Origin of the sequence: Nostoc sp. (genome assembly GCF_036917515.1) — a bacterium.
GTDB lineage: Bacteria > Cyanobacteriota > Cyanobacteriia > Cyanobacteriales > Nostocaceae > Nostoc.
On the sequence record NZ_JBALDE010000195.1, the window covers coordinates 1 to 12,624 of the forward strand.

At 41.5% G+C, this 12,624-nt stretch carries 12 protein-coding genes and 1 other RNA gene; 7 read left to right on the forward strand and 6 right to left on the reverse strand.

Annotated elements, in window-relative coordinates:
- Positions 1 to 354 precede the first annotated feature (354 nt).
- Positions 355 to 1,086: a peptidoglycan-binding domain-containing protein gene (locus V7K89_RS26005; RefSeq protein ID WP_335192316.1), complete on the reverse strand. Its 732-nt coding sequence runs from the start codon at positions 1,084 to 1,086 to the stop codon at positions 355 to 357.
- 733 nt (positions 1,087 to 1,819) lie between these two features.
- Between V7K89_RS26005 and V7K89_RS26010 the strand changes: the two genes are divergently transcribed.
- Complete coding sequence (locus V7K89_RS26010; RefSeq protein WP_335192318.1) at positions 1,820 to 2,614, forward strand: hypothetical protein; 795 nt, start codon at positions 1,820 to 1,822, stop codon at positions 2,612 to 2,614.
- Here V7K89_RS26010 and V7K89_RS26015 read toward each other — a convergent pair.
- Positions 2,540 to 3,091 carry a 2'-5' RNA ligase family protein gene (locus V7K89_RS26015; protein ID WP_335192320.1) on the reverse strand — a complete coding sequence of 184 codons (552 nt, stop codon included), beginning with the start codon at positions 3,089 to 3,091 and terminating at the stop codon, positions 2,540 to 2,542. The genes V7K89_RS26010 and V7K89_RS26015 overlap by 75 nt on opposite strands.
- Before the next feature lie 118 nt (positions 3,092 to 3,209).
- Here V7K89_RS26015 and V7K89_RS26020 point away from each other — a divergent pair, with 118 nt between their 5' ends.
- The 5 genes from V7K89_RS26020 to queF all read left to right on the forward strand — a co-directional run bounded on the left by V7K89_RS26020 (position 3,210) and on the right by queF (position 5,059).
- Positions 3,210 to 3,476, forward strand: a complete 267-nt coding sequence (locus tag V7K89_RS26020; RefSeq protein WP_334845999.1) for a YciI family protein — start codon at positions 3,210 to 3,212, stop codon at positions 3,474 to 3,476.
- A gap of 37 nt (positions 3,477 to 3,513) precedes the next feature.
- Positions 3,514 to 3,610: signal recognition particle sRNA small type (gene ffs, locus V7K89_RS26025), an RNA gene on the forward strand.
- A 25-nt stretch (positions 3,611 to 3,635) separates the two neighbouring features.
- Positions 3,636 to 4,022, forward strand: coding sequence for a phasin family protein (locus V7K89_RS26030; protein WP_335192324.1), 387 nt, complete (start codon positions 3,636 to 3,638; stop codon positions 4,020 to 4,022).
- Positions 4,023 to 4,177: 155 nt separating this feature from the next.
- Positions 4,178 to 4,579, forward strand: a complete 402-nt coding sequence (locus V7K89_RS26035; RefSeq protein WP_335192327.1) for a hypothetical protein — start codon at positions 4,178 to 4,180, stop codon at positions 4,577 to 4,579.
- A 66-nt stretch (positions 4,580 to 4,645) separates the two neighbouring features.
- On the forward strand, positions 4,646 to 5,059 hold the full coding sequence (gene queF, locus V7K89_RS26040) for a preQ(1) synthase (RefSeq protein WP_335192330.1): 414 nt from the start codon (positions 4,646 to 4,648) through the stop codon (positions 5,057 to 5,059).
- 37 nt (positions 5,060 to 5,096) lie between these two features.
- Here queF and pstS read toward each other — a convergent pair whose 3' ends face one another.
- The 3 genes from pstS to V7K89_RS26055 all read right to left on the reverse strand — a co-directional run bounded on the left by pstS (position 5,097) and on the right by V7K89_RS26055 (position 8,629).
- Positions 5,097 to 6,194 carry a phosphate ABC transporter substrate-binding protein PstS gene (gene pstS, locus V7K89_RS26045; RefSeq protein ID WP_335192333.1) on the reverse strand — a complete coding sequence of 366 codons (1,098 nt, stop codon included), beginning with the start codon at positions 6,192 to 6,194 and terminating at the stop codon, positions 5,097 to 5,099.
- A 263-nt stretch (positions 6,195 to 6,457) separates the two neighbouring features.
- Positions 6,458 to 7,858 (reverse strand): cytochrome c biogenesis protein, encoded by a 1,401-nt coding sequence (locus V7K89_RS26050; RefSeq protein WP_335192335.1) that lies wholly within the window; start codon positions 7,856 to 7,858, stop codon positions 6,458 to 6,460.
- 30 nt (positions 7,859 to 7,888) lie between these two features.
- Entirely contained in the window at positions 7,889 to 8,629 is a 741-nt protein-coding gene (locus V7K89_RS26055; RefSeq protein WP_292782130.1) for a cytochrome c biogenesis protein CcdA, read from the reverse strand.
- Positions 8,630 to 8,810: 181 nt separating this feature from the next.
- On the opposite strand from V7K89_RS26055, the gene V7K89_RS26060 reads away from it, so the two are divergent.
- Positions 8,811 to 11,981 (forward strand): protein kinase domain-containing protein, encoded by a 3,171-nt coding sequence (locus tag V7K89_RS26060; protein ID WP_335192337.1) that lies wholly within the window; start codon positions 8,811 to 8,813, stop codon positions 11,979 to 11,981.
- 28 nt (positions 11,982 to 12,009) lie between these two features.
- Here V7K89_RS26060 and V7K89_RS26065 read toward each other — a convergent pair whose 3' ends face one another.
- Complete coding sequence (locus tag V7K89_RS26065; protein WP_335192339.1) at positions 12,010 to 12,489, reverse strand: DUF6985 domain-containing protein; 480 nt, start codon at positions 12,487 to 12,489, stop codon at positions 12,010 to 12,012.
- Between the last annotated feature and the right edge of the window lie 135 nt (positions 12,490 to 12,624).

Below are 12,624 nucleotides of genomic sequence, written 5' to 3' on the forward strand. Positions count from 1 at the left end.
CCGAGACTTTTATTTATATTGCGATGATACGTATTATGCTTCGACGACTCGCATGAGTTTTTACTTTCTTGGACTTTTAAAACATCCTCTTAGAATTCAGAACTCAGAACTCAGAATTCAGAATTGTTAAAAAACTAGGTTTCCTACTCAGTAGAGATCGGAAACCTGGTTTTTAATTCTTGTATGTCATACCAATTTGAAAAAAGAATGCAACACATAGATAATACATCTCACCAATCCTGCTGCTTTTACTAAGGGGTGCACGTCAACACGGGTGGGCTTATCTGTCGTAAACATTTTTTGAATTGGTATCAGATGTGGAAAAGCAGATTAGGTTTATATAAGTCTCATTTGTTACTTCTTATTCCAAAGATTTAAAAATGCTTGAGAGATGGCTGGGGTAAGCTGACTTTGTAAGTGATTTAGTGCATCACGATGATTTGCATTATTGTCATCATAATAAGTAAACAGATTAGTCAGCTTGACAATCTCTGGATTTTGATCGTTTGTTCCCCTCCATTTGTTAGTAACTTTGTGTAAAACATCCTTGGGTAAATTTTGTTGTAAATTATTTAATGCTGCGATGTAAGAAGGATTTTGAGGATTCTTTTGGAATTGGAAACATAAATCTCTCAGCTTGACTTGTGGCTGGGGCTTATCTGTTAGACTAGATTGCTGTAAAATTTGACGCTGTTCAAAAGTAGCAATACCATTTTCAGTTAAACCCTGAGATTTCTGAAATTTCTTGACTGCTGTATAAGTGGCTGGGCCATAAAAAGGTTTGTCTGGAGGAATTTCAGCATTGGTTGCAAAACCATGAAACTTCAATCTATTCTGAAGCCCTTTGACTGTATCTGCCATTACAGTTCGAGTCTCTGCATCAGCGTTACCATTAATCGTAAGTTTTTGTGAGTACTGTTTCTGAAACTTTTTAATCGCTTCTTCAGTAGGATCGTCTGTCAAAGAGTTGTTATTCCGCTTCCAGGGAGCAAATTTAGTGAGATCCGGCTTAGGATCGATCTCAGGAGCTAAATATCCCAATCCGATCAATATATGACGGATGACTTCAGGACTACTAACAGCCATGCTTTTTGGTTCCTTTGCGATTAAACTACCATTTAATGTATCTTGTTTTACAAAAATTAGGTAAGTAGAAATATATAAATCTAACATTTCTTGTTTGCAAGGTGTTCCAAAAGTTAAGCGATGTGTGACGACAAGCTGCAACTCTTTGAGACGTTCGGCGTATGCAACTACAGAGAGTGAAAAAGAAAGAGCCGCGATCGCTTATTCTCAACTATTAATGATACTACGTGTTCAGGGCGCACATCTGCGCGCCCCTACTGTACCCACTGCAAATTCATCAAAATTAATCTGGTGAAGTACTAGCTAACTGACTCTCTGGCGTTGACAACGTATAAAAACTCATTTTCATTTTTAGGTAAGAAAACGAGTGGTTTTTCCCTTGCTGGCTGCCGCAATTGAGGAGGAAGTAAAGTATAAATATCTTGGAAATCAACTGTGATTTTCTTAGTAGTGCCATTAACTAAGAAACAAGATGGATTTTTACTTCCACTGCTATATTGATCGTAGAGAGCATCAAGTACTTTCTTGCGTAATTATTCAACAGGAGAAACGTAGATAAAATAACCTTGGGCATCTAGTTATTTAGCTCTTTTAGATGCATCGTCAGTCACAATATATATTGGGTGAAATTAAATCTGCGTTATCCAGAACCCTCGTAAAACGTAACACTGTTACGTCTCTACATTCATATTTCTACCAGTTTATTCATCATTGAAAAAATTCTCGTTGTTTATTGGTATTAGATAATCTAGAGATAATTTTACAAAATGCTTTAAGTAAATATGATATTGGATACTATCATCAAGGTTATGAAGATTATAGCGAACTTATCAGACGAGTGGCACAAACACTTCATCAAAGTTGCTTAGTGCTTACAAGTCAGGAAACGCCAAGAGTAATTAGACGACTGCTAGGAGAAAACTTACCTGTTAGGGCATTGCAACTAAAAGGCTTACAAATCACAGAAGTAGAAGAAATCTTTAAAACTAAAGGTGCTTTTTGGGGTTCAACTAGTGATTTGCATCAACTCGTTGAAAGCTATGCCGGTAATCCATTGGCATTAAATATAGCTTTTCACAAAATTGATAAATTATTTGATGGTAATATTTCGGACTTTTTAACCCAAAAAACATTAGTTTTTGGAGAGATTAACCAGCTTTTAAAAGAGCATTTTAAACGCGTGTCAAATACAGAAAATATGATTATTGAGTGGTTCGCAGGTAATTATCAGCCTGTTTCACTTTCAGAACTGCGATCGCAAATGTCACCTACTATATCAACACCACAATTACTAGATGCTTTAGAATCTTTGCAAGAGCGCTCTTTGGTAGATAATAATGCTAATCTTTTCTCTATAGCACCGATGACTAGAGAATATATAAATCACCAATTAATCCAAAACAAAATTAGATATAACATCGAACATCGCCAGCATCCATCACAAAAACATCCCTCAATTACTACCAGAGAAAAAACCAAACTCTCGTTTAATATTCCAGCGCTTCCCGTCGTGAAGCAGCAAAGTTAATTTGTCAGCAGTAAACTCAAAATGCAACTGACGATTTTCAAATTCTGGCCAAGCAGCTTTAAAGTTCTGCTTTGTTAAATCCCGAAATGCAACCGTTAAATGGGGTGCAAAAGGGCGGGTTTTAGAAACCCGATCAACAATTTCCAAGTTGCTTTCCGTATGAGCGATTAAATCAGCTTGCAAAGTTAAAAGCTCTTGAGTTATGACAACATTAATGTATATTACACGAGGCGCAAAGGCAGCAAAGCCTTTAAGTGTAATTGCCACTGGCTGTTGTCCACTGGCAAACTCCTTCAAGGATGCTTCTAACAGTGGCAAGTTAGCATCTGCCCATTCAAAGGGCGGTTGCAGGGTAATATGAGGCGGAGACTTTAGCGCCCCACTACTAGCATAGCGATCGGCAAAGTACTGCTTAATCTCGTTGGCGTAGTCTTGAATATCTTGCGGTGGTAGGAGGGCAACAAAAAAACGGCTCATATCTCTATCTTTATTAATTAGTAAATCGCTGTAGTTCGTGTAGATTGCTACTCAAATGCTACTCAAAAATAGTCATAAATAAAGCAGACTGTCTGTTGTAACTGGAGTTAAGAAGCTAATGCCGTGGTTTGTAAAAATTGAAGAAGGCAAAGTCGATAAACCTACCTTTGACCAATATGTACCTGCCCACAAAGCCTACATTCAGGATTTGATTGCTAAAGGACACAAAGCGCGAACAGGCTATTGGGCAGAGCAAAGAGGCGGGATGTTGCTGTTTGAGGCAGCCTCAAAGCAGGAAGCAGAAGTGATTGTGGCTGATGACCCCTTGGTGAAACACGGCTGCGTCAACTATCAGCTTTATGAATGGCGAATTGTAATGGAATAACACACACTTAGTGAATTTTAATGTTATGCTTATATAAGACCTGGATCTATGCGATCGCAACACCCAAATCTTGTCAGAACCGGAAGGTAGCAGCAACACGGGAGGCTTGTGGTAGGCTTAGTCTCCGGGTCGCCCTATTTTTAGGAGCGGTTAGCAACAATGCCTGGTTTTGGAGATATTGTTCAAAAAGCTTTTTACCTCGGAGTTGGATTAGCTTCTTACGCGGGTGAGAAAGCAGGGGGAAAATTAGCCGAAGTGCGATCGCAAGTCCAAAAACTGGCAGATGAAATGGTAGCCAAGGGCGAAATGAATACAGAAGAAGCCCGCCGCTTCGTTGAAGATATGATGAAGCAAGCCCAACAAGCCCAACCATCTAATGTAGCCTCTGAAAAAACGCCTCCTTCTCAACCTCGGCGCATTGAAATTTTAGAGGAAGATGAAGAACCAACGGTGAAAGAGGCGTCAAATGATCAGAATGTAGATAAATTGCGCCAAGAAGTGCTAAATCTGCAAGACGAGTTAAAACGATTGCAACGCGACCGATAAAAAGTATTGTTTGAGCAAAATATCATTAATAAGTGGCATTTTGACATGACACTTTGGATAAAACTTGATAAGATACATTGCTTAGTGTGTATTTTAGTGCTTCAAGCCAGATAACATAAAGCGTCCTGTTTATAGCCTGCAAAGGTGTCAAGTTTATGGAACAGTGGCAAAAAGATTTAGTAGAAATCGTCGAAGCAGTGGCTGATGAGGTAGAGCGCTTCTTCCTGGGAATGGGTGAAGTGGTAGACGCATTTTTGGAGCTAACGGAAGAAGTCAGCGAGCAAGTACACAATAATATTATTACTGAAGTCGATCAGTATCTACATGATTTGGCTGAACCGATGTTAGAAGCCTACTGGGAATTGGAAGACATTGTAGCAGATGTAGATCCGGGTTTTCCTTATTCAGTTGAACCTACATCTGAAAAAAATCCTGCTTGTATCGGTTGTAGTCACTATCACGGTCAAGTTTATGGTGGTAATTTATTAGTTTGTGCTATGCATCCCCACGGTTATGAAGATGAGAATTGTCCAGACTGGGAGAAGGAAGAGTATTAAGAGGCAGAGGGACAGGGGGAGTAAATGACAAGTTACAAATTACAACTAAAAACTAACAACTGACAAATGACAACTGATAAATTATCTGAAAGTGCATCCCAAACTAGCCAAGAAATGAAGTATGGCGAACGCGACATTGCAGAAGGTAAATTAATTACCTTTCCCAATCCGCGTGTGGGCAGGCGATATGACATTAACATTACTTTGCCGGAATTTACTTGTAAATGTCCGTTTTCCGGTTATCCTGACTTTGCGACAATTTATGTTAGCTATGTGCCCGATGAACGAGTAGTGGAATTGAAGGCGCTTAAACTTTATATTAATAGTTACCGCGATCGCTATATTTCCCATGAAGAATCTGCCAATCAAATTTTAGATGATTTTGTCGCGGCTTGTGACCCTTTGGAAGTCATGGTGAAAGCAGATTTTACACCTCGCGGGAATGTACATACTGTGATTGAAGTGCGTCACCAAAAGTAACATTATCATTGATGGATGCAGATGGCATTAATCAGCTTCATTCAGCAATTTTCTTGATAGCAGATTGCACTTGCAGCACAACTTTTTTAGACAAAGGAATATATCCAAGTTCCAAACTGGATTTTTGCCCGTCAATCACAGCCCAATTCACAAAATTTTTCAGCGCTTGAGCTTTGACTCGGTTGGGATATTGGTGATAAGTTAAAAGCCAGCTGTAAGTGACGATAGGATAAGACTGAGCATCTGTAGGATCGGTGATAAAAGCAATCAAGTTATCATCTGGTAATTTCACTGCTTCTAGAGTTTGTGCTACTGATTTTGGTGTCGGTGTAATATAATTACCAGATTTATTTTCTAAAGCAGCCACAGAAAGTTTATTTTGTTTGGCGTAAATGTATTCTACATAGCCAATAGCTCCTGGTATCTGTTGAATCAAGGCGGTAATACCTTCGTTACCCTTTCCACCAATTCCCACTCGCCATGCTACAGATTTACCAGCCCCAATTTTACTTTTCCATTCTGGACTTATAGCGCTTAGGTGTTGCGTTAACACGCTTGTAGTTCCACTACCATCTGTTCGGTGTACAACCTGAATTGGTAAATCGGGCAAACTTACTCCCGGATTAGCTGCGGCTATTGTAGGATGATTCCAATTCGTAATTTTTCCGAGAAAGATATCTACGTAAACTTGGCGTGGTAGCCTGAGAGCAGTTGGCACATTCACTTGAGACGACTGTTGTGCAGCTGGTTTGAGATTATAAGCTAGGACAATCGAACCAGCAGTTATTGGCAAAGCGATAACTCCCCGTTTTATCTTGGCTACTTGTTCCCTTGTAATTCCGACATCACTAGCTGCAAAATCCACAGTACCATCGATGAGCTGTTGCACTCCAGCACTGCTTCCTATGGCTTGATAGTTAATTTCTATATTGGGATTTCGCTGGTTGTAATCTGAAAGCCAACGCTCGTACAAAGGTGCGGGAAAACTTGCCCCAGTACCAATAAGGGAAACACGCTTTAGATTTTTCTGCTCGGCTGCGCAAGAAGCAATACTTAACAAGATAGCGATTAAAGGTAGAAGGCAAACCCGTCCTTGAGATGGAAGCTTGGCAGACAGAGAAATTTTTTGTTTCAATGTTTAATAAATACCTCTCGTAAGACCAATTCAAAATGACGCTCGTGGACTCGCTAACGCTGCGCTAACAAAATTCAAAATTAAGAAAGCCAGACAGAACAAAGGTATATCCGTAGATATCTGTCGTATTCTTTTTTCAAATTAATCTAATTTCGTAATTTGTAGCTGTATGGGCGTAATTGATTGTAAATAATTGGGAAACGCAAAGGTACGCAAAGTAATCCTCTGCGTTCCTCTGCAATTTTCTTTGCGTTTTTATACGTCTAAACTTCAATCGCCGTCTGTTTTTCCTCACCTTTTGGCTGTGAACTCAACCGATCTAAAATCTCTAAAACTTCTTGTTCAAAAGCAACTTGGGCGCGATTAGTTTTGCCACCCACATACAAGCGATCGCCTTTTTGCAATGCCCATATTTGCGAGTGGGAAAAGTAACTCATTACCACACCCAGCATCAGCAAGCCAAACCCTGTATAAACAATTGGTATGCCTGGATCGGCTTTAATTTGTAAGCCAGTGCTACCAATGACATCCAGAATTTTCAGCTTCACGCCATTAACTTCAGTGAACATTCCCGCGCGGACTGTATCAACAAGTTTGCCAGTGGCATCATAAATTAATACCATCCCTTGTAAGTCTTTCGCTAACAGGGAGACACCCTCACTCAAATCTGGTTTAGTTGGAACCCAGGTTCCCCAAATGCGCCCGTTACCGTTGGTGTTCAATTGCGCCATTGGTAGCTGAAAAATCGGACTGTTGTTAAATTGGACGCGAACACCTGCAATTCCCCAATCAGTTTGATAGAAAGTTACGCCATGATAGCGCAGAGGCTCGTTGACAAAAATCTTCTTGTGGTCAACTTCCTTTCCCTGATTATCCAAGACAGACATATCCGAATAAAATTGATCGATGCCGCCAGATGGTGTGTAGTCAATCCAAAAACGATTGACGCGCACAGACCAATCTTTCGGGACTTGGGCGGCTGCTAAAGGGCCAGCATCGACAATATTTCTCACTTGAAATGTATCGCCACTAGCAACCATTTCCTGAGCGAGAAACCCAGTCATCGCCCCCCAAATTCCTCCTAGCAAAATCGCAACGATACCAATATGAACGATAATTGGGCCGATGCGTCCGACTATTCCCTTGCGGGCGTAAAGGAGATTTGCTTTTTCTCGATCTGGAAAAATTTTATAGCGGTGTTTCTGTAATATTTCGCTCAGAGAATTTAGGGAACCAGTATCTAGTTCTGTACTCAAAGCTAACTTTTGAAATTGTCGGGGTTCTTCGTAATATTTCCAGCGCTGGGCAGCTTTTAAGGCTGGTAACTGACGGGTAAATGAACAAGCAGTTAAGCTAGTGCCAAATAAGATGAGTAATGCTAGAAACCACCAGGTACGATATACGTGGTCTAATCCAACTACTTGAATTACCTTCCAAGTTAAGAAACCAAATAAAGCTGGATGTTCTGGATAATTGGCTTGGTAAAATGCGGGTGATTGACCTTGTTCGATTACAGTACCAGTGGAACTAAAGATTGCAATCAATAGCAGTAGTGCGATCGCTAGTCGTAAGTTAGTCAGTACAGGCAAAAGCTCTTGGCGTAAGAACTGCCCAGGTATCGCCCACCATTTTAATTCTTTGGACGCCGAATCTTCTAAAGTCATTATGTCTAAAAACTAACAAATGTATTGATATTAAAAACTGCCGAGGGGAATCCGAGAAATCAAGGAAAATACACCGAATCCTACCAACAGCGCCCCACTAACTGGGTTAATCCAACCAGACCAGCGACGCAATTCCAGTAATTTTTTAATTGAAGCTGTAAAAGTACCTGCCAAAATCAATGGCGCTACATAACCTGCTGTATAAGAAAGTAACAAAACAGCACCTAAAATTAAGTCTTGTGTATTAGCAATCCAACCCAGTAAGCTGGCTAAAACAGGCGTGCTACAAGGGGATGCTACTAAGCCGAAAGTCAGTCCCAGCAAATAGGAACGTAACCCTGCTGGCAAATCCGGCGAAATCCAATTCGTTTCACCCAAGGATGGAAATTGCAGAGGCAATGCTTCTAATAAGTTCAGCCCCATGAGAATGGCAATAATGCTGACGATAATCGGCAAACCAATTCCCACTTGACCGTAGACTTTTCCGACAAAACCTGCTAATATTCCTAGCCCTGCTAGTGTAGTTGCTAAACCTAAAGCAAACCAAGTTGATTGGGCAGCTGCTTGGAGGCGGCTTTTGGCTTCATAACCGCCGATGTAACCAATGGTAATTGGCAGCATGGAAAGCATACAGGGTGTAAGACTGGTGAGCAAACCAGCTGCAAAGATAATACCAATACTCACCACACTTAGGTGTGTCAGTTGGTTAGAAACAAGGCTGTTGGCAAATTGTTCTAGTTGGTAAATTTGGGTTTGCAGGTTATCAAACATGGGGAGTTTTTGAGCGGGAAAAGCTTACTCTGCTTGAATTTTAGCTTACTTTTGGTTTTTGAGTCAGCAGAAATGATTATCCGAACCTGATATTATCTAAATTTCATCTGCCCAAAGAAATGTATTTAAAATACAATTAAGCTCGGATTATCCCTGAAGAAGCACGGCTGGAGTATTTCGCATGACGATTGCATTACCCGGATTTAAAATTATCACTTTGTTAAAAGCAGGGGTAAAAGCAGTCATATACCGGGGAATTAGAGTTAAAGATCGGTGTCCGGTAATTATCAAAGGGCTACGTCCAGAACAGTGTACGCCCAATAATATCGAACAATTCAAACATGAGTATGCGATCGCTCAAAGGTTAAATACTGCCGCCGCCCTCATTGTCTACGCCTTAGAGATGGATCAGGGAATCCCTTATTTAATTATGGAGGATTTTCAGGGGCGATCGCTCGACCAGTTTCTAGACCAATTTCAACAGCCTGTACCGTTTCTAAAGATTGCGATTGAAATCACTAGCAAACTTGCCCAAATCCACAGCGATGGTATTGTCCACAAGGATATTAACCCGCAAAATATCTTAGTTAACCTTGAAACTAATCAGGTTAAAATTGCTGATTTTGGAATTGCTGCTTTTATTCCATACCAGGAGCAAATAGTTAGTAGTTCTAGTTCCATAGAAGGCATACCTTATCTGTCACCTGAGCAAACTGGGCGAATGAATCGAGGAATTGACTATCGCAGCGATTTGTATTCTTTGGGAGTCACTTTTTATGAGATACTCACAGGTCAGCTACCATTTCAAGCCAAAGATTCTTTAGAGTGGGTGCATTGTCATCTGGAAAAATCTCCGCTATCTCCAATCAAGCTGAACCCTGATATCCCGCAAATGCTTTGTGACATGATCGTGAAATTGTTGTCGAAGGTTCCAGAACAGAGGTATCAGAGTGCTTTTGGTTTACAATTCGATCTAGAACAGTGTTTGCAGCAATTAGAAACAACTGGACAAATTCAATCCTTTGTTTTGGGTCAGCAGGATATCTCAGAACCCTGGCAAAGTTCAGCACGTATCCAACTGATTCAACAAACCACCCGACAAGAAGCAGAAGTCGAGCGACAACGAGCTGGGTTTTTGGCTCAAGTCAGTGCAACCCTCGCTTCTTCCCTTGATTACGAAAACACGCTAGCAAGCGTGGCAAACTTGGTTGTGCCTGACTTTGCCGATTGGTGCAGCGTTGATTTGCTGCAAAACAACCAATCAATTAATCGAGTAGCAGTTGCTCACCGAGATCCAGAGAAAGTGAAACTTGGTTGGGAACTTCATCAGCATTATCCGACAAAGTTGGATGAGCCTGAAGGTGTGCCGAAAGTACTGCGTACAGGAATTGCTGAAATGGTAACTGAAATTCCAGATGCAGCTTTAGTAGAAGGTATCGCAGACGCAGAACATCTAAGAATTGTGCGTGAACTTAGTTTAAAATCCTGTATAATCTTGCCCTTGATGGCACGTGAAAGAATTTTTGGTGCAATTTCCTTTTTTACTGCGGAATCAGAACGTCGTTACGGCACGGCTGACTTGTCATTAGCGGAGGATATTGCCCATCGAGCAGCGATCGCGATCGATAATGCCCGCCTTTACCAAGAAGCGCAGCAAGCACAAAGAACAGCAGAAAGAGCGTTAGAGCGCATTGCCCGTCTGCAATCGATCACGGCTGCCCTTTCAGAATTACTGACACCAGCCCAAGTATCTGAAGTGATTGTAGAGCAGAGTATGGCTGGCTTGGGAGCTAGCTGTGCCCTTGTTGCTTTGTTAAATGAAGCGAAAACGGAACTGGAAATTGTCCGTGCGGTTGGCTATAACCAAGACTTGATAGACAGTTGGCGTAATTTTACCATCGATTCACCCTCTCCCCTAGCAGAAGCTGTACGGACTGGACAACCTATTTGGGCTGAACCAATACAAAATCGGGTAAATCGTTACCCACATTTGGCTGAAACTTACGCCAAATACAACTTTGAAGCCTGGATTTCTATTCCATTGATGGTGGAAGGTTGGGCAGTTGGCGGTATAACTTTGGGATTTGCCAAACTCCAACAACTTAGTGGAGAAGATCGAGCGTTTATCTTAGCCATTGCTCAACAATGCGCTCAAGCGATCGCTCGCGCTCATCTCTATGAAGCCGAACGAACAGCACGAAGCGCTGCTGAATCAGCAAATCGGATCAAAGATGAATTTTTAGCTGTGCTATCTCATGAATTGAGAACACCACTCAACCCGATTCTGGGTTGGATAAAACTGATGCAAAGCCGCAAGCTTGACCAAGCAACAAGCGATCGCGCCCTAGAAACCATTGAGCGCAATGTCAAGTTGCAAACTCAATTAATTGAAGATTTACTCGATGTTTCCCGCATCCTTCAGGGTAAACTTCACCTCAACTTCGACCGGATTAATTTGGTGTCAGTGATTGAAGCTGCGATCGAAACAGTGCGTTTCTCGGCGGAGGCTAAGTCTATCCAGATTCAGACAATTCTCGAATCTGGTGTTGGGGAAGTTTTAGGCGATGCCAATCGATTACAACAAGTCATTTGGAATATTCTTTCTAATGCGATTAAGTTTACTCCCATCGGCGGACAGATAAAAATTAAATTAGGGCAAGTTGGCTCACAGATACAAATCTGTGTAACTGATACAGGAAAGGGAATTGCACCTGAGTTTTTACCTTATGTCTTTGATTATTTCCGTCAAGCAGATGGGGCGACAACTCGAAAATTTGGCGGCTTAGGTTTAGGATTAGCGATCGTTCGCCATCTGGTAGAACTTCACGGGGGGACTGTGCAAGCAGAAAGTCTCGGCGAAGGACAAGGAGCAACTTTCACTGTGAGACTTCCATACTTACAAGATGAAAGCAAAAAAATCAAAGATGCAAAAGATAACTCCTCACTTGGGGCGGCTCAGTCTTCGCCCTTGTCTGGCTTAGAGATTCTGGTGGTGGATGATGATGCAGATATGCAGGAATTTTTGCCCTTCATGCTGGAGCAGTATGGTGCAACTGTTACCGTTGTCGCCTCAGCCATTGAAGCTTTAACAGTATTGACTCAATCCCAGCCAAATTTGATCGTCAGCGATATCGGGATGCCAGAAATGGATGGCTATATGCTGATGCGACAAGTGAGGAGTTTGAAACCAGAGCAAGGAGGGACAATTCCGGCGATCGCTTTGACTGCTTATGCTAGTGAGATGGATCGTCAACTAGCGATCGCTGTGGGATTTCAACAGCATATTTCTAAGCCTGTAAATCCAGAAGAATTGGTAAAGGCGATCGCGTCATTAAACATCTCTATAAATTAAATCTGACTTCTGAATCCTTACGTATTTATTATCCTATTTCACCTATCTGATCTGCATCATCTGCGACTCCATTGCGAAAGCGTACTTCTAAGCCATGTTCTGCCTCCCAGGAACACTCAGCTATCAACTTAAAGGTAGCAATATGCAGATCATACTCAATGTGGGGCGGCACATAGATATATGAGAAAGTCACCTCATCCCAAACCTGAATGGGATTAGCCATCTGCGGCATTTCTTCATCCCCTATCATCTCACGATATACATCATAATTTTGCAGCACCAGAGGCGCACTGATGCTTAACACATCGCTTGGCAAGGTTAGAGCTTGCCGAATAGCTTCACGCTGGAGCGATGAGAGTTCCCCTATCAGCCCCTGTTCAAAATCCACGCAAATCGGTACACAGCGATCGCCCAAAATAGCACATTGTTCTAGAGTCCAGTGGTTGGATTCGTTTCTTATCTGTCCAAACTCAGGATCGTAGTAACTCCTTGGAAGTTTGTTCATCATCTTTCGGTACTATCTTTTTAAAGGCTAATCGTCTTACTTTGAGGAACACGCAAAAGGTTAATCACTCTGCTTTATATAGCAAGAGACTGGTGACTGGGGACTGGGTAAAAAGTCTTGTTGTATCTAAGTTTTATC

What these genes read in the sequence shown, in the direction of transcription:
- V7K89_RS26065 (WP_335192339.1), bottom strand. Translation starts at nt 12,489, where the DNA reads ATGATGAACAAACTTCCAAGGAGTTACTACGATCCTGAGTTTGGACAG.
- V7K89_RS26035 (WP_335192327.1), top strand. Translation starts at nt 4,178, where the DNA reads ATGGAACAGTGGCAAAAAGATTTAGTAGAAATCGTCGAAGCAGTGGCT.
- V7K89_RS26055 (WP_292782130.1), bottom strand. Translation starts at nt 8,629, where the DNA reads ATGTTTGATAACCTGCAAACCCAAATTTACCAACTAGAACAATTTGCC.
- V7K89_RS26015 (WP_335192320.1), bottom strand. Translation starts at nt 3,091, where the DNA reads ATGAGCCGTTTTTTTGTTGCCCTCCTACCACCGCAAGATATTCAAGAC.
- V7K89_RS26005 (WP_335192316.1), bottom strand. Translation starts at nt 1,086, where the DNA reads ATGGCTGTTAGTAGTCCTGAAGTCATCCGTCATATATTGATCGGATTG.
- queF (WP_335192330.1), top strand. Translation starts at nt 4,646, where the DNA reads ATGACAACTGATAAATTATCTGAAAGTGCATCCCAAACTAGCCAAGAA.
- V7K89_RS26050 (WP_335192335.1), bottom strand. Translation starts at nt 7,858, where the DNA reads ATGACTTTAGAAGATTCGGCGTCCAAAGAATTAAAATGGTGGGCGATA.
- V7K89_RS26060 (WP_335192337.1), top strand. Translation starts at nt 8,811, where the DNA reads ATGACGATTGCATTACCCGGATTTAAAATTATCACTTTGTTAAAAGCA.
- V7K89_RS26020 (WP_334845999.1), top strand. Translation starts at nt 3,210, where the DNA reads ATGCCGTGGTTTGTAAAAATTGAAGAAGGCAAAGTCGATAAACCTACC.
- V7K89_RS26030 (WP_335192324.1), top strand. Translation starts at nt 3,636, where the DNA reads ATGCCTGGTTTTGGAGATATTGTTCAAAAAGCTTTTTACCTCGGAGTT.